The organism is Vibrio genomosp. F6, assembly GCF_005146325.1.
Lineage (GTDB): Bacteria > Pseudomonadota > Gammaproteobacteria > Enterobacterales > Vibrionaceae > Vibrio > Vibrio cortegadensis.
This window is the reverse complement of the sequence record NZ_SYUT01000042.1, coordinates 107,631-126,084: the sequence shown is the minus strand read 5'-3', so window position 1 is coordinate 126,084 and position 18,454 is coordinate 107,631. Positions and strand designations below refer to the sequence as shown.

Here is an 18,454-nt window from a genome sequence, read left to right as displayed (position 1 = left end):
GAGATTAAGATCTCTGTTGGTTATGCTTGAAATCACACTTTTCGGGTATGCTTCTGAAATTAAATATAATTATTGCGACGTGATTCTTAAGCCCTAAATATGATTTAGGGCTGTGTACTGATGTGGGAATGGAGGACTACTCTCTTTCTAAAATTCGCTGAAGGCGAGGGCGGCTGATTTTTAAAATCTCACAGGCTTTGCCTTTGTGCCCTGCTACGCTCTTTAATACTCGGTTAACATGCTGAAATTCGAGATCATGCAAGCTCAATGAATCGAGTTCCGTTTCCGTTTCGCTCTCTTGTTTTAATTGAGGTTCAGAGCGAATGTCATCAAAGAGATCGAGAGTAAGGATATCTCCGGGGCAAAGCGCGACCGCTTTGGTTAATGTGTTTTCAAGTTCCCGTACATTTCCTGGCCAACCATATTCACATAATGCAGCCATTGCGTTCCTAGCGACTTTAGACACTTTTGTTCCAAGTTCTTTATTGGCCCTTCCAAGTAGCGCAGGGATCAACTCTTCCAAATCCTCACGTCGTTCACGCAGAGGCGGTATATGAATGCGAACCACTTGCAGACGATAGAACAGATCTTCTCTAAACTGTTTTTCTTTTATCGCTGATTCGAAATCAATATTGGTTGCCGAGATAATTCGAGCGGTTGTCTTGTGCGAGGTTTTACCTCCGAGTGGGGTGTACTCTTTCTCTTGCAGTACTCTTAGTAGTTTCGCTTGTATGATGGGCGAGAGCTCACCAATCTCATCTAGGAACAGTGTGCCGCTATTGGCGAGTTCAAATTTGCCTGCTTGATCAGAAATCGCACCAGTAAATGCGCCTTTTTTATGACCAAACATTTCAGATTCAAGTAAATTTTCAACGAGTGCCGCACAGTTAAGTGCAACAAACGGTGTCTGTTTTGGGCGTCCGGCTTTATGAATAGCGCGTGCGACCATCTCTTTGCCTGTTCCTGATTCTCCGGTGATCATCACTGATGCATTCGTTAAGGCGACGCGGCCTATGGTCTTGTAGATCTCTTTCATCGCATGGGATGAACCGACAATAGAATGCCCGAGCGTTTTTGGAATAGTGACCGCATCTTGTTTATTGGAAGCGTGATATTCAAGTGCCGCAATGACGGCGTTATCAAGCTCATCAATATCGATTGGCTTATGGATATACTCATCGGCACCTTGCTGCATCGCTTGGATGGTACTGTCCATATCATGGAAAGCCGTAATCATAATGATGCGAGACTCAGGGCAAATAGCTTTGAAATCTGGGATGCCTTCAATACCTGATTTGCCTTCCATACGTATATCTAAAATGATGACATTCGGTTGAAACAATTTGGCGATCTCTACGCCATCATCGACGCAGTGAGCGACTTCTACAGCGTAAGTTTGGGATTGGTAATGAAGTTGTAACGTTCGGCTGATACCAGTGTCATCATCAACGATTAATAACTTATTCATGTGGTAACACTTCCTTTTTTGGGTTTTCCAACGTCGCTGTGATGACGGGGGCGGTCGGTATTCTAATTCTGGTTTGAGTGACCTTGGGGCTGATAGGCGCAATCGAGACCTGCCCTTGATGAGCATCAATAATACGCTTCACAATCGCTAAACCTAATCCGGTGCCTTTTGCCTTGGTGGTAAAAAAGGGCTCAAACACTTTGTCGACTAAACAAGGGTCAATGGATTGTCCGTTATTTTCAATATCAATGAGTAATTGGGTATTCGAATCTGTGATCATGATATTGGACGTGATTGCCACCTTGGCGCTCTCTTCACCGTTGGTTTGAGTGGCTTGCATCGCGTTGAGTAAAACGTTCTGTATTGCTTGGCGCAGTTTAACTGGATCGGCGTATATGGTGGGCAAATTGGGTTGCAAGTTAGCCATTAGTTCAATACCTGATTGGTTGGCGATTCTCTGTTGGCTTGCGATGATGGTTTCGATGAGTTTATTCAAATCGAGCCATTCTGGTTTAAATTGATCTGGGCGTGAATAAGCGAGCAACTCTTCAAGAATGGCTTCCATGTAGCGCACTTGTTCGAGTGAAATAGAAAACATTTCATTATCATTACTACGAGCTTGAATTTGAAGAACCATTTTAATTGAGCTCAGCGGGTTGCGAAGGTCGTGAGCGATGGTATTCACGACTCTCCCGACTTCGGCTAATTTTTCATGTTGAATGCGTTCCGCCGCTTGGCGTTCAATTTCTTTCGCTAGGCGTTTCTCTTCGGTAATATCTTGTTTTACAGCGACATAGTATAAGATTCTATTTTCGATATCTTTTACTGGCGATATTCTTGCTCGTTCCCAGAAGAAGTTGCCATTTTTCGTGACGTTATGGAATTCGCCATGCCACTCATTTCCTGATTTTAGCGTTTCCCACAAACTGTGGTATTCACTTTCTGGCATTTCTCCTGATTGCAAAAATTTCGGTGTTCGACCAATGACCTCTTCACGGGAATACCCAGTTAATTCGTTAAATACCGGGTTTACGTAGACAATTCGACCTTGTGTATCGGTAATCATGACTGAGTTCTGGCTGTTTTCTACAGCATGGCTGAGCTGTTGAAGTTGGTCTTGAGCCATCTTCTGCTTGGTTACATCCTCTCCTAGAAGCGTCAAACTCACCGAATTGTCATTGGACTCTGTGAACGTCGATGTCCAAGATACGAGGTGTATTTCACCAGACTTACTCAACACGACACTTTCGCTGTGAGGCTGGTGGGTTTGCTGTTTTATCGCCTCTTTGAGCGCGTCTTCTGCTTGGTGTTGTAACTCCTTTGGAATAAAGCGTTCAATCCAACGATGCCCAACCACTTCGGTTCGTTGATAACCGACTAAGTTCAAAAAGAAATCATTACAGAAGGTGATTACGCCATAGGGATTAATACTGACAGCGGCGAGTTGAATGTTCTCTAGGGTTTGACGGAATTGTTGTTCGTACCTTTGTTGTTGACGCAAGAAGCGCGTTTGTACTCGGTAGCGTGAGAAGATCAGAGCTCCGAGAGTAACCAGCATGAATAGGGTGAAGTATACCCATATGTATTTGGTGGTGAATGCGATTCGCGAAAGGTTAAATCGTGACGTTGGGAACACGGATACAATCGTCCATGTACCGTTGTTGGGGGCGAGCACTTGATTATAGGTGTAGTAATTCTCTTGATTTAACATCTGCCCTTCACCTTGTTTTTTGATCTGCTCTAACGTGGCTGAAGGGATGTTACGTTGGTCATTGATCAAGAACTTGGCTTCGCCTCTGTCGGTTGGATTAATGACGGCGACGCCTTCAGGGTTAAAGAGATACACGTGATTGATGAAACTTGGGGCGATGGCGAATAATTTGTCGATCAGTTGGCGTCCTTTGTAATTGAGGATAATTGATCCGGCAAGCTGCTCTTTGTTGGTAAATACAGGGGTGCCAACTCGGATCGTAGGATTGAGCGGTTGTTGAATTTCACCATCTTCAATATTGAGATCCATTGGAGATATATACACTTGCCCTTGTGGAAGCTGAGTTGAGTGCTGCCAATAATAGCGGTGCGCTTTGTTTTGGAGATCGCTTTTTTCGACAACGAATGTTTGACCATTGAGGTTGTTGACTCTTAACCGCTCCCACCCTTGGGTATCGAGAAAACGAATTTGATCGTAACTGCGGTTATTATCGCTGAGCTGAGTAAAATAATCAGTAAGGGCACTCATCGGCTGGTCATGAGTCGATAGAATTTGGCTTGTCACATAAGATAAATTTTTAGCATCTGCCGACATTCTAGTGAGGGTTTCCCCCAGCACTTCTTCGATGAGATCGACGATCACGCGCTCGTTATGCAACGCATATTGCTGATCATTTTCGACACTGAGTAGGTAATGCACACTCATTAGAATAGAAAGGGCAACATAAGCGGGGAGAAGCCACAGAAGCAGTTCAGCGAAAAATGCAGAACGTGTCGGTTTGTTATGATCAGAGTCCATTACTGAATGTAAAGCCTTAAACGTGGAAGGAGAGCGGGTTAAGCTAGTATAAGCAAGTAAAGACTCAATAGCTGAGGCGTAACCTCGACTCTACAAAAATAGTACACTAGCCATAGAAGTCATTGGCTGCGATCTCATTATCGGTAAGCACATCAACGGAAAGCTCATTAATAGAAAGTACATTAATGGAAAGTACATTAACGATAAGCCCATTAATCGCGAGGGCAATATATCTCGAAGGCGTTAAACCGCGAAATTATTGCCCATTAGTTGCGATCTGAATTAACTCAATAATGCTCCCATCAATTTCACCGCATTGGGGTGCCGATGATCGTTGAAAGATGCAAGCTGTTGCCCTAAAAATTCTAGGGTTGTAACTTTATGTTTAGACAAGACTTTTTCAGCGATTCTATTACACTCTTCATCATCTACCGCCAAAGTGATTAATGTTTCTAACTCGGTTGCAAGTTCAGCATCATCGTCTTTTTCTTCATTAAGTTTTGTATCATCAAATTTTGCATCAAGCCATGCTCCTAGTAGTTGCATCGATTTCTTACGTACGCCTCCAGCAGGGTCGCTTAACCCACGACGTAAAATTTGCAGTAAAGCCGGTTGATCAACTTTCTTAACCTTGAGTAATTGAACTTCTATCGCATTCAGGCTGCATAGGCGAACGTGTTCGTTTTCATCAATCGCACCAATAAACAGTAAAGGTAATGCTTTGTTGCTTGGCATTACCGCTAGGAAGTGAGCAGCAGCTTGTTTTGAAAGTGAATCGCCATGGTGCATCACATTACCCGCAGCGCCTAAACCATTATTAGCCAGCGGATTACGTGGTTCTGCTTTTTTGAGTAGGGTCAGCGCCTGAAATATTTCGCGTAACTCGTTACTTTCCGCACCAAGAATAGCCTCGGTAAGCAGCTCTGCTGACTGTGGATTTTTCGATTGCCCCAGAGCTCGAATAGACAATACTCGGTTGGATGTTTTTGGTCTTCTTGCGATTTTTTTACGGTTTAAATCGAGGTTTTCAGCACTTTCAAAATTGTCTTTCACAATATCGGCATAGCCTAGCAATTCATCGTCGAGTTGCTCGACCATATCAGTGATCTTTTGTTGGGTATCATCATCTTGGCTTACTGGTGCTAGCGTTGCTTCAATGTTCGCTTGTTGAATAGATCCGAGGGTAGACGTTGGTGCGTTGACGATCGATTCAGGCTCTTGGAACTGTTCACCATATGTGTTGAGTAGGGCGGCTAAATCGTCTTCATCTGCTTTATCAGCTTGCTCATTGTCTGGTTGATGTTGGACAGGGAGTGCTGTGCTATTCATCTCATTTTCAGAACTCGTGACGACGACATCAATCGTATTAGGATAGGCCATCGCTCCAAGTAATGTCATTTTGATTAAATGCTGAAAGCTATCGACGGGTGTTTTAGCGATGACATACAAACATGCTTCACGCAGGCTACTATCATAAAATGGTTGTTCAGCCTGTTTGTCTTTCAGGTTTTGGCTATCTTGTTTGGTTAGAATCCTTTGTAAGACGGGCAGTGATGTAAGATGGTGATTCGGTAACTTAATCAGTTGACGGGTGAGTCGAGTTTTTTGGTGGAGCTCGATTTTATTGTCTTCTATAACGTTAAGAACGACTTGAACTAAAGTGGCTTGCTGTTCGTCGGTTAGCTCAGGGATCGCAGAGTGATCGTGCTGTATTACATTGAGAATTTCATTCAGTAGCGAAGGATTGGTTTGATCCGCTAAGCTAATGATCCACTCCAAATCAATATCGGTTAACTGGATATTAAGTCCGCGTATTAACTTAAGCAGTTCGGGTTGGGCATCGGCCTGAGCTGTTTTGATGTAACTGATTAAGCGGCTTCCATCAATATTGTCCATTCCATTTAAGGTTTGAATACCAAGAATGGCACAGCGCTGCACACTGGCGTTCGAATCGCTCATGCACTTTACAACATCCCAAAAGTATTCAGTGGCGTTTCGCTCACATAGCGCATTTATCGCGATTTTTTGGATTTCGGTGTCTTGGGATCTGAGTTGTTTGTATAGAAATGCTTTTGCGATTTGTTGATCGCTATAAGTGAGTGCTTTGACTAACTTTCTGGTCGTCATAGGGGCGGACTTTTCTAGCTGTTCAATCACCCAGTTGATGTTGATTTTCGCGATGCCCTGATAAATCTTCGCGGCTAACTCAGGCTCTGGATCTTGCTCAAGAATGTCGAGAAATAGAGTGAAATGGCTCTCTTTAATGTGCTCCGATAAAGTATTAACAGCGCAGAGCTGAAGATCCCACCAATCATCCCAGTCGGAATCTAACCCCCAATCGTTGTTGTCTTGTCTTCCTAGTGCAAACTCATGAAAAAGGGCTTCAACGCTTGGGGTATTGATGTGCGGAGCCAAAGCCTTTAGCCCTGCAATTCTGGCATCGCCATCAGGATGGTGACGGGCGACATCTTCTAAACTTGGAATATCACCTGAACATAATGTCTCTAGTGTATTAGCACAGTCAATGACGACATCTGGATCTTCGTGGTACAGGCAGTCATTTAACGCTTGAGTCGCTTCTTGGATTCGTGCTCGATTCAATGCTTGGGCGCTGTAACAACGCTGTGCCTCATCACCAGTACGAAGTAGCTCGATAAGGCTATTGATCGCACTCTGTTCTGCATCACTGCGAAGCAAAGTCTCTCTATTGGCATCAATGTTTAAATCTTGCATGCACACTTCCTTTTATAGCGGATTTTGTTTCCTACTGATCGTAGGCATTCTTTTACTTCATTACTGGTTCAATTAGCAGGATCTATGCCTAGTTAGGTTTTAATATTATCTGCTTATAAATCAGAGGTATAGAAGGAAGGTGATAATTAATTGATAGAACCATACCTAAGAGTTAAACATATCGTTAACTTATATAATCCGCAATTAGATAAATCGTTAAATAAATCATAGGTTGAACTGGATCACACTGTAGTTAAGTTAATGATAAATAATGGAAAACAGATGGATTAAAACTTGGCTTAATTTATGCTGTAGAGAAGAAGTGAGTATAAAAACGAACTGTGTCCTCTATTCATACCGTCTTCAATAACACGGCTGTAGAGAACGCAGTAATAGCTTGGAAGCTAAGGAGCATAACAATGAAAAAAATGCTAATCCTTGCTGCAATTAGCGTCTCTTTCTCAGCTTTAGGTCAAACGGATGATCAGCAGTTTGGTCCGTTACCTGAAATGAAGATAAACGATGCAAAAGCAGAATTGGGAAAACGCCTATTTTTTGATACACGACTATCAGGTAATACGGCATTGTCTTGTGCATCGTGCCATCAACCTGAAAATGGATATTCCTACCCAGAAGCATTGGGCCCTGCCTATACCGGGAGTAAAGGCTTTAGGAACGTACCCACTCTTATTAATACCGTTTATAAGAAAGTGTGGTTCCATGATGGTCGTATTGGTACCAATCTTAATGATGTGACGCGTGAAAACATCACAGAAGACTGGTTAATGAATATGGATATGCGTTTGATGCAAGAGCGTCTTAAACAAGATCCAATCTACGTGAAAATGTTCAAAAATGCGGGATATGGCGAACCGTCAAATGGCTCGGTGCGTAAAGCTATTCCTGAGTACTTGAAAACGCTGATCTCCAACCAAACTCCTTTCGACAAAAATCAGTTATCTGAGCAAGCCAAGCAGGGTTTTGATCTGTTTAAAGGTGAAGCGGGCTGTTCATCTTGTCATAACGGACCACTCTTTACCGATGGTAAACCATACAATACCGGCGTTGCTGAAAACTTCGATATATTCCGTGACCCTATGCGCCACCAGACCTTTATCGCATTCAATATGTTCATGGGGAACGAGAACTACATGAATTTGAAGCGTGATGTAGGGGCTCATGTTCAAACACATAAAGCAGACGGCACTGACATGGGTAAATTCATGACACCGACACTGCGTGAACTCAAACAAACTGCCCCTTATATGCATAACGGAATGCTCGCGACGTTGCCAGAAGTGGTCGCATTTTATAATGCAGGAGGCGGTGAAGATTCAAATAAAGATGCAAGGCTAAAACCACTTAACTTAAGTGAACAACAACAGCAGTCACTCGTCGCATTCTTGGAGTCGTTATCCAGTGAGCCATTAACTACAGAGAAACATGTTTGGACGGCTTACGATTACGACTATGAACTTATTTCTGATTGGCACAATGCTAAAAACTAAGGAGGACGAGATGACAAATCATTCAATCAGCTTGTCTGCTGTGGCTGCAATGTTAGTGACGTTAACCGCGTTACCTGCTTGTGCACAACAAGAAGAGACAAGCAAAATTACCGCAGAAGAAGTGACAGCATCACTTCCTGATGTTGTTGTCAACGGTGTGGCTTATCCTGCACTGGCACCGCTTGGTGAAGTACCAACGCCTGCAGATAACCCGACGACAGAAGAGAAAGTCGCATTAGGCAAACAACTGTTCTTCGATGGCCGTTTAGGGGGGGATACTTCAACTCCTTGTTCAGCGTGTCATAACCCTGCGTTGGGTTGGGACTTTCCATCCGATCTCTCTTTAGGTTATCCAGGAACGGTTCACTGGAGAAACAGCCAGACAATCGTGAATTCAGCCTATTATCAGAAGTTGTTCTGGGCTGGCTCTTCTAAATCGTTAGAGGGACAAGCTAAAAGTGCGGCTAAAGGTGGCGTCGCGGGGAATGGTGAAGATGACATTATGGAAGCCCGTTTAGCGTTAGTGCCTGAATATGTTGAGCAGTTCAATACCATCTTTGGAGATAACTACCCTAAAGTGAGCAATGCGTGGAAAGCTATTGCTGCTTTTGAGAGAACGCTTGTCCAAAGAGATACGCCATTAGACAACTACCTATTGGGCGATAAAACCGCATTAACTGAACAGCAATTGAAAGGTAAAGCACTGTTTGAAGGCAAAGCGAAATGCATCTCTTGTCATAATGGTGCATTAGCTTCGGATCAGAAAAACTACAATGTCGGTGTTCCTACAAACTTGCGTTGGGAAAACGATCCTATGGCTCAGATAACCTTCCGTTATGAACTGTATGCAAAAGGTTCAAATGAGAAAATGTATCGCAATACTAAAGCTGATCCTGGGGTATATTTCCGTGGAAAACGTAAAGAGATGAAGGGAATGTTCCGCACACCTAGTTTGCGTTATACCAAGTTTACTGCCCCTTATATGCATAACGGTACGATCAACACCCTAGCTGATGTGGTCGATTTCTATGACCGTGGAGGCGTCGCTAAAGATGGCAGAACAACAGGCTTCCCTCAAACGAAAAGTCCTCTCATCACGCCTCTTGGTTTAACGGGCGAAGAGAAAACCGATCTGTTGGCATTCTTAGATGCATTTACCGGTGAGAAATTGATGATGGCTTACCCTGAAATTCCAAAATACCAACGACTAATCAGTGAAGAAGAGCTTGCGGAGGTGAAAAAATGATTTTCGATAAAGAAAAACGCCAAGCTAAGTCGAGCAATAAAGAGAGTGCGCAAGAGCATCAAAAATGCATGATGTCGCGCCGTGACTTCCTTATGTATACCGGTGCAACCGCTGGTGCTGCAAGTGTTATGTCGATTACTCTGTTTCCAGGAACCGCGCAAGCACAAAATACAAAAGCGAGAGTCGTGGGTTACCCTCGTAAACTGCTGGGCAAAATGAGCGAATTGAAAACCAATGAGCCTCTCTATTTCAATTACCCAGATGATGGCCCGAACTCGCAAGGTTTACTAGTGAAAATGGGCGTGCCTGCTGGTGGCGGTTTAGGTCCAAAGCAAGATGTGGTTGGATTTTCGCTGATGTGTACTCACCAAGGTGGGCCACTCAACGGTCAATACAAAGTGGTAGGGGAGCACCGTGTACTTGGTCAATGCCCATTCCATTTGTCTACATTTGATATGCGCCGTCATGGGATCATCGTTTCGGGCCAAGCTTATGAAAGTTTGCCGCAAGTACTGTTAGAGCTAGAAGGCGATGATATTTACGCTGTTGGCATCATGGGGCTGCTATTTGGGCGAACCGATAACATTATTGCGATGCAGGAGGCGTAATCATGACGACTAATTTTTATATACCCGAAGACCATGCACCGCTACCGCCGAAAAATGCAGAGAAAATAACGACAGCCTGCGATTACTGTATTGTTGCGTGTGGCTACAACGTTTACCGCTGGCCGTTAGAGCAAGCAAATGGCGGCATGAAAGCGAGTGAAAATGCGTTTGGCATTGATTTTCCAAGTGCGCCTTTACAAGCTTGGGTCGCACCTGCTCAACACAACGTGATTATGCATGATGGTAAGCCACATAATATCGTGGTGGTGCCTGACAAAGACAGTAAGGTGGTCAACAAAACTGGTGACTCTTCCATGCGTGGTGGGCTACTCGCGCAGAAACTGTATAATCCGTCAACCGGAACTCGTGACCGCTTAACTCAACCATTGGTTCGAATTGGAGGCAGTTTACAACCCGTTCCTTGGGATTTCGCACTGGACATTGCAGCCGAAGTCGGGCGTCATGTTATCGATACCCATGGTACCAATGCTTATGGCGTAAAAACGTATTCTTATCAGTATATTGAGAATACCTACGCCATCACAAAATATGCGCTGCGCCACGTCAATACCGCTAACTTCTCGTTCCATGATACGCCATCGGATGTCACCTCAACCCCTGGCTTTAGAGACGCGGGTTTTGATAACTTCGGTCCTAGTTATGATGATTGGGGCGCGGCTGATACCTTAATGATTTGTGGTACTGACCCGTACGAAACCAAAACCATTATTTTCACTCAGTTCATCATGCCTGCCGTTCAGCGCGGTATGAAAACCGTCATCCTTAACCCACGTGAAACCGCTGGTATTGCTTGGTTGAAGAAGCAGGGCGGGTTGCATATTGACCTTAACCCGGGCTCAGACAACTTAGTCGTCGGTGCGATTCTTCGTGTGATCATTGAGAACGGTTGGGAAGACAGCGAGTGGATTAATAAATGGGTGAACAATAAGTGGGAAACCAGTTCAGGCTTTGGACAAGGTACGCGTAACACGCCTTGGCAGTGGCGAACCACTTGGGGCAAATTCCAAACCGATGGCTTTGAAGGCTATAAGAAATGGAATTTAGAACAGAAAGAGTACGATCCTATCTACGCTGCGAAAATGGCAGGTATTGATGTCGACAAGATTTACAAAGCGGCAGAGATGCTAGCTAAGCCAGTGAATGGGGTTCGACCTAAAACCTCGATTGGGATCGAAAAAGGCTTTTACTGGTCAAATAATACCGGTAATACGAATGCGATCTCTACCCTTGCTACGGTTGTGGGTGCTGGTGGTCGTGAAGGTCAAGTGGTTGGCCGATTTGGTGGGCACCAACGTGGTGGTCAGTCGGGTGGTAAATTACCGAGAAATAAATCGCCTGAGAAAGTACCGGGCCGCCGCCGTAGAGCCATCGATACAGACCGTTATCTCTATTCTGGTCATACTCGTTTTGCCCATGTTATCGGTACGACATGGATCCAAGCGATGTGTGGTAGCCAAGGTCTTCAGAAGAAATTCTGGGAATTGACGACAGCGAACCCGCATCAGGTTTACTCATACGATAAGCAAGAGATCATCGACACGCTGAAAAAACGTGCCGACTCAGGCGGCATGGTGGTGATAAACCAAGATATCTACTTGCGAGATCCCATTGGCGCTAAATTTGCTGACATCGTTTTTCCTGCGGCAACGTGGGGCGAAGTGGACTTCATGCGAGCGAATGGTGAGCGTCGTTTACGTCTTTACCAAAAATTTGCCGATGCTCCGGGGCAAGCACAACCAGATTGGTGGATCATTTCTCAACTGGCTAATCGTATGGGTTATGACGGTTTCGACTGGCAGAATTCTAATGATGTGGCAGAAGAGGCATCGCGTTTCAGTCGTGGTAGTCGTAAAGATTTCAATATGATCAAAGTCGCCGCTCATGCTGAAGGAAAAACATTACATGAGAAGTTACGTGAATATGGAACCGAGGGGATCCAAGGACCTGTTTTTTATAATTACGATACGAAGAAATTGGTTGGAACAAAACGCCTGCATGATACAGAAATGACCTTAGATACGCTGGCTGAAAAAGGGTTAGCGAATGGGCCTCAAGGTGCGAACGTTCTGAAGAAACAGCTTACGGGCTTTAATAGCCAGACAGGTAAGGTGAATATTCAGAAACACCCATGGGATCTATTTAGTGACTTCTATGCATGGCTTCAACCGAAAGAGGATGAGTTGTGGTTCTCTAATGGACGTATCAATGAAATCTGGCAATCAGGGTTTGATGATGTAGAGCGTCGTGCTTACGTTATTCAGCGTTGGCCAGAAAACTGGGTCGAAATTAACCCAGAAGATGCGAAAGCTCGCGGCATTGAATCGGGCGACCAAGTGATGATGTATTCAGATCGTGTTGCGAACTTTAAAGATACCATTCTTGGCGTGCATGGAGATGATTTCCAGTTCAGTAAATTGATGGAAAATGGGCATATCAAGCTAGACAAGGCTGCGGTGACTGCTGTCGCTATTGTGACTCCGGCCGTGAAGAAAGGGGCGTTGTACGCAAATATGATCGATATGCGTCAACCTTCAAATTCATTAACCACAAGAGTGGTAGACCAAATCAGTGGTAACTATAACTACAAAATGGGCGTCGCGAAGATCAAGAAACTGGGTGAGTCTAAGTACAAATCTGAGTTTCGTTCTTTCTCATTTGCGCCTAGAAACATTGTTTAGGTAATGACGAGGTTTAGGTAGTGAAGAGATAACATCGGGAAAGAGTGTCATTGGTGGCCTTGTGGTGAGGCCACCTTTTTTGTGTCTAAACTACGGAGTTTTCTTTTCAGCTTTATCCAGCATTGCCTGCATCTTATCTTGCGCACGGCGGCTAACGCGTTTCTTCGCAGCTTCACGAGCTTGAACAATATTACCGCTAGGATCACCGACAACAATCAGAGCAACCATGCCGTATCGGTGGTGAACCTTACATTTAATACCATAAACGCCGGGCTTATCGAACGTCACTTCAGATACATCGGAGTAGGCGATAGTGATGGGTTTTACCCCTTCAGGGATCATGCCTTTTATGCTGTGCGCGGTATGAGAACCAACCGAACCTTCGAAGCGAACTTTTTCACCCACTTCAATTTCGACATAGTCAGGGATGAATTGATACATGGCATCAAAGTCAGTAGTTTCGATATCAAAAACTTGTTTGATTACTTGAGTTTCAGCAAGAGCAGATTGGGCAATAAATAGCGAAAGAGCCAGTAAAAATAGTGGTTTCATAAAAGAGTTTATAAGTGATTGATAATAAGAATTATACGTATTTATCATATTTGCACCACTACTTAGGCTCAATGCGGAGAGAGAATGAGCCTAAATGACCCATTCATCACATAAATAATTACTTAGTCAATTAACTCACAAAAAGCCAGATCCCGACACCCATCATTAAGCTACCTGAAATTCGGTTCATCACTCGTACATTTTCTGAATGACCAAGCACACGCTTTAACCCTTTTCCACCAGTGGCGTAGAGTGTCATGCACACAAATTCAGAAACTAAGATAATAGAGACAAGAATCGACAGTTGCGGTACTAGTGGCGCTTCATTGTTGATAAATGGCGGAAGCAGCGAGATCATAAATGCCCAGCCTTTTGGATTGGCGATAGCGGTGACAAACCCTTGAACCACCAGATCCCAATCTTTACCCACTTTAACATTTTGGGTATCAGCACTGATCGCGAGTTTCCCCTTAGAGCGCCACATTTGAATGCCCAAATAGAATAGGTAACTAGCCCCTAGGATCTTAAATCCAGTAAACAGCCAAGGGTAATTGAGCATCACCGCAGCAATACCGAGCACCGCAGCAATGGAGACTACGGCGACGCCTGCTAATTCGCCAATCATCATCCATAAGGTTCGCTTATAACCAACACTCATGCCCAAGCTAAGCGCAAGGGTCATACACATTCCCGGAGTAATGGAGACAAAGAAGAAGGTCGGGATGAATGCCAAAAGTAAGCTAGAACTCATTGAATTTCCTTAGCATGGGTCTGATGAAATCAAAGGCAATTTTCGTAACATTTTGCAACATACGGCATTTTTGGTTTAAAAACCATGTTTAGTCATTGATCTTATAAAATTGAAAAGAGTTCATGCTCGTAACATGACTTATATCTGCAAATATGGCTGCCTAAAAAACACTCAAATAGAAGCCGCGTTGCATGATAAAAACGCAATCAAGGCTTATGCGTAAAGGCTTTATGTGATTAAAGACTCAATAAGAGCCGAAGATATGGGCTAGCATTTTATTAATTATTACATAGCCTTATATTTTCTCTATACTTAAATTACGCATGAAATTTTTCGTTCTCATAAAAGACAAACAATAAAAGTGCGCAATGGATATCGTTAAGAGAGTAGGGAGAAATACATGGTAAAGTGGAATCGTTTTATTGTCGGCGCTGCTGTCAGCATTCTGAGTTCAACCGTTTTTGCAGCAAACATTATCGAAACCACACAACTTGTTGGCTTCGGAGTCGCAAAATATCCAGCGGAATTTAACCATTTCGAATACGTTAATCCCAACGCCCCTAAATATGGCCATGTCACATATGGTCAAGTTGGCACTTATGACAACTTCAACCGTTTTGCCTCGCGTGGTGTTGCGGCGGCAAAAAGTGGTGAATTGTACGATACCTTGATGTTTTCTCCTGCCGATGAAATCGACGCCTACTATCCACTGATCACCTCTAAAGTTCGCTACTCAGACGATTATACTTGGATGGAAATTGAGATTAACCCCAAAGCAAGATTTCATGATGGGCAGCCGATCACTGCTCACGATGTGGCGTTTACCTTCGATAAATTCATGAGTGAAGGTGTCCCGCAATATCGCTCTTACTATAAGCAGATAAAGTCGGTGGCGGCTAAATCGGATCTGGTGGTTCGCATTGAAATGGAAGAACCGAATCGAGAAAAGTTGTTCAGCTTTGCTCAAGGCACCCGTGTACTGCCTAAACACTTTTGGCAAGATAAAAAATTCAATGAACCGCTCATGGAACCTCCTGTAGGTAGTTCAGCGTATAAAATTACTGGCTACAAATTGGGCCAAAGCGTGACATATTCATTGGTGGATGACTATTGGGCGGCAAATCTTCCAGTCAATATTGGGCGTAATAACTTCAAGCAAATACAGTATGACTATTATCGTGATGACACGGTTATGCTAGAAGCGTTTAAAGCGGGGGAGTTCGATCTTCGCCAAGAGAATTCAGCTAAGTTTTGGGCGAACTCATATACAGGTGTGAATTTCGACAAAGGTTTTATAAAAAAAGAGGAGATCCAGCACCAGAAGCCGGAAAGTACTCAGGCATTTGTATTCAACACGCAACGAGAAATGTTTAAAGATCCTAAGGTGAGAGAAGCGTTAACTTACGCCATGGATTTTGAGTGGATGAATAAAAACATGTTCTACGGGCAGTATTCTCGCACTCGGAGCTTTTTCCAAAATACAGATTACGAAGCGAAAGGCTTACCGTCAGACGCTGAATTAAAGATCTTAAATCCATTAAAAGATGCGATTCCAGCGCAAGTGTTTACTCAAGAGTATCAGCCGCCAGTGACGAATGGTTCTGGTCGTATCCGTCCACAATTGCGTACTGCGTTTAAGTTACTTAAAGCGGCAGGGTGGGAACTGAAAAATAAAGTGATGACCAATAAGAAAACCGGAGAGCCACTGTCTTTTGAGTTTTTGATTTATAGCCCGACCACAGAACGTATCGCGACACCTGTTCAGAAAAATATGAAGCTGATGGGCATTGATATGCGAATCCGAACGGTGGATACCACTCAGTACATTAAACGTTTACGTGATCGTGATTTTGACATGGTGTCATCTACTTATTCAGCGAACCCATACCCAAGTTCAAACTTAATGATTATCTGGAACTCTCATTTTATTGATTCAACCTACAACACGGCAGGTGTGATGGATCCTGCTGTCGACGCCTTAACAGAACAAATTTCAAACAGTCAGGAAGATCCTGAAAAACTGCTATCGTTAGGCCGCGCGCTGGATAGAGTTTTGCAGTGGAATCACTACATTATCCCTCAATGGTTTGTTGGCGAGTACCGTGTGGCCAGTTGGGACAAGTTTGAACGCCCAGAAATACTGCCTGAATATGATTTAGGGATTGATACATGGTGGGTTTCCAAACAGAAAGCCGCGAAACTTCCTGAAAAACGTCAATAGAAAGAGAGTTTCATGGCAGCGTATATATTTCGAAGGCTACTGCTGGTAGTTCCTACATTGTGGGCCATTATCACCATCAACTTCTTCATCATTCAGATTGCGCCGGGTGGGCCTGTTGAGCAGGCTATCGCGCAGATGGAAGGGCATAACTCCGGAATCATGGAGCGTTTTAGCGGTGGCGGTAAAGAGGTGGATTTAGGCGCAGGAGATGAGGTGTCATCTTCTGGATATAAAGGTTCTCGCGGTTTAGACCCTGAAGTAGTTGAAGAGATAAAAAAACAGTTTGGTTTCGATAAACCGATTCATGTTCGCTACTTCGACATGCTGAAAAATTACGCTACCTTTAACTTTGGGCAAAGTTTGTTCAAAGGAGGAAACGTCATTGATTTGATTAAAGATCGGCTTCCAGTCTCTATCTCATTAGGGCTATGGAGCACTTTAATTATCTATTTAATCTCGATTCCATTAGGGATCATGAAAGCCATTCATCACGGATCTCGTTTTGATATCTGGTCCAGTGCCATGGTGATCATCGGTTATGCGATCCCCGGTTTTTTGTTCGCCATTATTTTGATCATCTTATTTGCCAGTGGTAACTATTTTAGTTGGTTCCCGTTGCGCGGCTTAGTGTCGAGTAATTTTGAACAGTTAAATTGGTATCAACAAATCATCGATTACTTTTGGCACTTAGCTTTGCCTATCTTTGCCATGGTAATTGGTGGTTTTGCCACATTGAGTATGCTCACTAAAAACTCATTTCTTGATGAGATCAACAAGCAATATGTAGTGACCGCTCGGGCAAAAGGTTTGGATGAGAGCAGTATTCTCTATAAGCACGTTTTCCGTAATGCGATGCTGATTATTATTGCCGGATTCCCAAGTGCATTCATCAGTATTTTCTTTACTGGTTCAATGCTTATTGAAGTGATGTTTTCACTTGAAGGTATTGGCTTGCTTGGCTTTGAATCGACCATACAGCGTGACTACCCAGTAGTTTTTAGCTCTTTGTACATAATGACTCTGCTTGGACTCCTATTGAGTATTATTTCTGATTTGACTTATACGTGGGTCGATCCGCGTATCGATTTCGAGGCTCGTTAGCATGAGTTTTCTAGCCGGAAAATACGGCCTATTACAACCTAAAAACCCTCTAACGCAGGCAAGAATTGCTCGATTTAAAGCCAACCGTCGCGGCTATTGGTCACTCTGGATTTTCTCTGCACTCTTCATTTTTAGCTTGTTTGCTGAATTGGTCGCAAATGATAAACCTCTGCTGGTGGAATATAACAGTGGTTGGTATTTACCGATTGTTAATCAGTATGCCGAAACCGAATTTGGTGGCGAGTTTGAAACAGAAGCCGACTATACCGATCCTTATGTGATTGAGCTGATAGAAGAAAATGGCACGATCATTTGGCCACTGATTCGATTTAGCTACGATACGATCAATTATGATATTGGCAGCGCGGTGCCTTCTGCGCCTGATGGGACAAACTGGCTGGGAACCGATGATAAAGGACGAGATGTTCTCGCGCGGATCATCTATGGTTTTCGTATATCAGTGCTGTTTGGATTTGTACTAACGATTGTTTCAAGTGTCATTGGCGTGGTGGTAGGGGCGACACAAGGCTATTACGGCGGATGGATTGACTTGATGGGGCAACGTTTCATTGAAGTATGGTCTGGCATGCCAACCCTGTTTTTGTTGATTATCTTATCAAGCTTTGTTGAGCCTAACTTTTGGTGGTTGCTCGGGATCATGGTGTTATTTAGTTGGATGAGCTTAGTGGGCATTGTTCGAGCGGAATTCTTGCGCTGTCGTAACTTCGATTACGTTCGCGCGGCATTGGCGATGGGAGTCGACGATAAGCGGATTATGCTACGCCATATGTTGCCTAACGCAATGGTGGCTTCTCTAACCATGATGCCTTTTATATTGTCTGGATCTGTCACCACGTTAACCTCTTTAGACTTCTTAGGTTTTGGTCTGCCTGCGGGCTCTCCATCGCTTGGCGAGTTATTAGCGCAAGGTAAATCGAATCTACAAGCACCATGGCTTGGGTTATCTGCATTTGCCATCTTATCTTTAATGCTCACGCTGTTGGTTTTCGTTGGTGAAGCCGTTCGCGATGCTTTTGATCCGCATCAGCAAGGATGAT

The 18,454-nt window shown here is 43.9% G+C and carries 12 protein-coding genes; 7 read left to right on the top strand and 5 right to left on the bottom strand.

Going from position 1 to position 18,454, the window contains the following annotated elements; genetic code table 11:
• Positions 1 to 136: 136 nt before the first annotated feature.
• From FCV43_RS15990 to FCV43_RS15980, 3 genes are all read right to left on the bottom strand, one after another.
• Positions 137 to 1,468: a sigma-54-dependent transcriptional regulator gene (locus FCV43_RS15990; RefSeq protein WP_136995748.1), complete on the bottom strand. Its 1,332-nt coding sequence runs from the start codon at positions 1,466 to 1,468 to the stop codon at positions 137 to 139.
• Positions 1,461 to 3,977 (bottom strand): PAS domain-containing sensor histidine kinase, encoded by a 2,517-nt coding sequence (locus tag FCV43_RS15985; RefSeq protein ID WP_136995747.1) that lies wholly within the window; start codon positions 3,975 to 3,977, stop codon positions 1,461 to 1,463. Before FCV43_RS15985 ends, FCV43_RS15990 begins: the two co-directional genes overlap by 8 nt.
• Before the next feature lie 282 nt (positions 3,978 to 4,259).
• Positions 4,260 to 6,710, bottom strand: a complete 2,451-nt coding sequence (locus FCV43_RS15980) for a HEAT repeat domain-containing protein (protein ID WP_136995746.1) — start codon at positions 6,708 to 6,710, stop codon at positions 4,260 to 4,262.
• A 509-nt stretch (positions 6,711 to 7,219) separates the two neighbouring features.
• Here FCV43_RS15980 and FCV43_RS15975 point away from each other — a divergent pair.
• Genes FCV43_RS15975 through FCV43_RS15960 form a run of 4 tightly spaced genes read left to right on the top strand, consistent with a single transcriptional unit; the run spans position 7,220 to position 12,771 of the window.
• Positions 7,220 to 8,218 carry a cytochrome-c peroxidase gene (locus FCV43_RS15975; protein WP_390903275.1) on the top strand — a complete coding sequence of 333 codons (999 nt, stop codon included), beginning with the start codon at positions 7,220 to 7,222 and terminating at the stop codon, positions 8,216 to 8,218.
• Positions 8,219 to 8,228: 10 nt separating this feature from the next.
• The gene (locus tag FCV43_RS15970) at positions 8,229 to 9,464 is read left to right on the top strand and encodes a cytochrome-c peroxidase (RefSeq protein WP_136995744.1); all 1,236 of its coding nucleotides are present in this window, start codon (positions 8,229 to 8,231) and stop codon (positions 9,462 to 9,464) included.
• The gene (locus FCV43_RS15965) at positions 9,461 to 10,072 is read left to right on the top strand and encodes an arsenate reductase (azurin) small subunit (protein ID WP_113797834.1); all 612 of its coding nucleotides are present in this window, start codon (positions 9,461 to 9,463) and stop codon (positions 10,070 to 10,072) included. The genes FCV43_RS15970 and FCV43_RS15965 overlap by 4 nt, the downstream gene beginning before the upstream one ends.
• A 2-nt stretch (positions 10,073 to 10,074) precedes the next feature.
• Positions 10,075 to 12,771, top strand: coding sequence for an arsenate reductase (azurin) large subunit (locus tag FCV43_RS15960; RefSeq protein ID WP_017053151.1), 2,697 nt, complete (start codon positions 10,075 to 10,077; stop codon positions 12,769 to 12,771).
• 90 nt (positions 12,772 to 12,861) lie between these two features.
• Here the strand turns inward: FCV43_RS15960 and FCV43_RS15955 are convergent, their stop codons facing one another.
• Entirely contained in the window at positions 12,862 to 13,323 is a 462-nt protein-coding gene (locus FCV43_RS15955; RefSeq protein ID WP_136995743.1) for a plastocyanin/azurin family copper-binding protein, read from the bottom strand.
• Positions 13,324 to 13,453: 130 nt separating this feature from the next.
• Positions 13,454 to 14,074: a LysE family translocator gene (locus FCV43_RS15950; protein WP_017053149.1), complete on the bottom strand. Its 621-nt coding sequence runs from the start codon at positions 14,072 to 14,074 to the stop codon at positions 13,454 to 13,456.
• A gap of 400 nt (positions 14,075 to 14,474) precedes the next feature.
• Between FCV43_RS15950 and FCV43_RS15945 the strand changes: the two genes are divergently transcribed.
• From FCV43_RS15945 to FCV43_RS15935, 3 genes are read left to right on the top strand one after another with little or no spacing between them, the layout of a single operon-like run.
• Positions 14,475 to 16,295, top strand: coding sequence for an extracellular solute-binding protein (locus tag FCV43_RS15945; protein WP_136995742.1), 1,821 nt, complete (start codon positions 14,475 to 14,477; stop codon positions 16,293 to 16,295).
• 12 nt (positions 16,296 to 16,307) lie between these two features.
• Positions 16,308 to 17,396 carry a microcin C ABC transporter permease YejB gene (locus FCV43_RS15940; protein ID WP_113797841.1) on the top strand — a complete coding sequence of 363 codons (1,089 nt, stop codon included), beginning with the start codon at positions 16,308 to 16,310 and terminating at the stop codon, positions 17,394 to 17,396.
• 1 nt (position 17,397) lies between these two features.
• Positions 17,398 to 18,453: an ABC transporter permease gene (locus FCV43_RS15935; RefSeq protein ID WP_113797843.1), complete on the top strand. Its 1,056-nt coding sequence runs from the start codon at positions 17,398 to 17,400 to the stop codon at positions 18,451 to 18,453.
• The last annotated feature ends 1 nt before the right edge of the window (position 18,454 follow it).

What these genes read in the sequence shown, in the direction of transcription:
- FCV43_RS15940 (WP_113797841.1), top strand. Translation starts at nt 16,308, where the DNA reads ATGGCAGCGTATATATTTCGAAGGCTACTGCTGGTAGTTCCTACATTG.
- FCV43_RS15945 (WP_136995742.1), top strand. Translation starts at nt 14,475, where the DNA reads ATGGTAAAGTGGAATCGTTTTATTGTCGGCGCTGCTGTCAGCATTCTG.
- FCV43_RS15960 (WP_017053151.1), top strand. Translation starts at nt 10,075, where the DNA reads ATGACGACTAATTTTTATATACCCGAAGACCATGCACCGCTACCGCCG.
- FCV43_RS15975 (WP_390903275.1), top strand. Translation starts at nt 7,220, where the DNA reads ATGAAGATAAACGATGCAAAAGCAGAATTGGGAAAACGCCTATTTTTT.
- FCV43_RS15985 (WP_136995747.1), bottom strand. Translation starts at nt 3,977, where the DNA reads ATGGACTCTGATCATAACAAACCGACACGTTCTGCATTTTTCGCTGAA.
- FCV43_RS15950 (WP_017053149.1), bottom strand. Translation starts at nt 14,074, where the DNA reads ATGAGTTCTAGCTTACTTTTGGCATTCATCCCGACCTTCTTCTTTGTC.
- FCV43_RS15965 (WP_113797834.1), top strand. Translation starts at nt 9,461, where the DNA reads ATGATTTTCGATAAAGAAAAACGCCAAGCTAAGTCGAGCAATAAAGAG.
- FCV43_RS15935 (WP_113797843.1), top strand. Translation starts at nt 17,398, where the DNA reads ATGAGTTTTCTAGCCGGAAAATACGGCCTATTACAACCTAAAAACCCT.
- FCV43_RS15980 (WP_136995746.1), bottom strand. Translation starts at nt 6,710, where the DNA reads ATGCAAGATTTAAACATTGATGCCAATAGAGAGACTTTGCTTCGCAGT.
- FCV43_RS15970 (WP_136995744.1), top strand. Translation starts at nt 8,229, where the DNA reads ATGACAAATCATTCAATCAGCTTGTCTGCTGTGGCTGCAATGTTAGTG.
- FCV43_RS15990 (WP_136995748.1), bottom strand. Translation starts at nt 1,468, where the DNA reads ATGAATAAGTTATTAATCGTTGATGATGACACTGGTATCAGCCGAACG.
- FCV43_RS15955 (WP_136995743.1), bottom strand. Translation starts at nt 13,323, where the DNA reads ATGAAACCACTATTTTTACTGGCTCTTTCGCTATTTATTGCCCAATCT.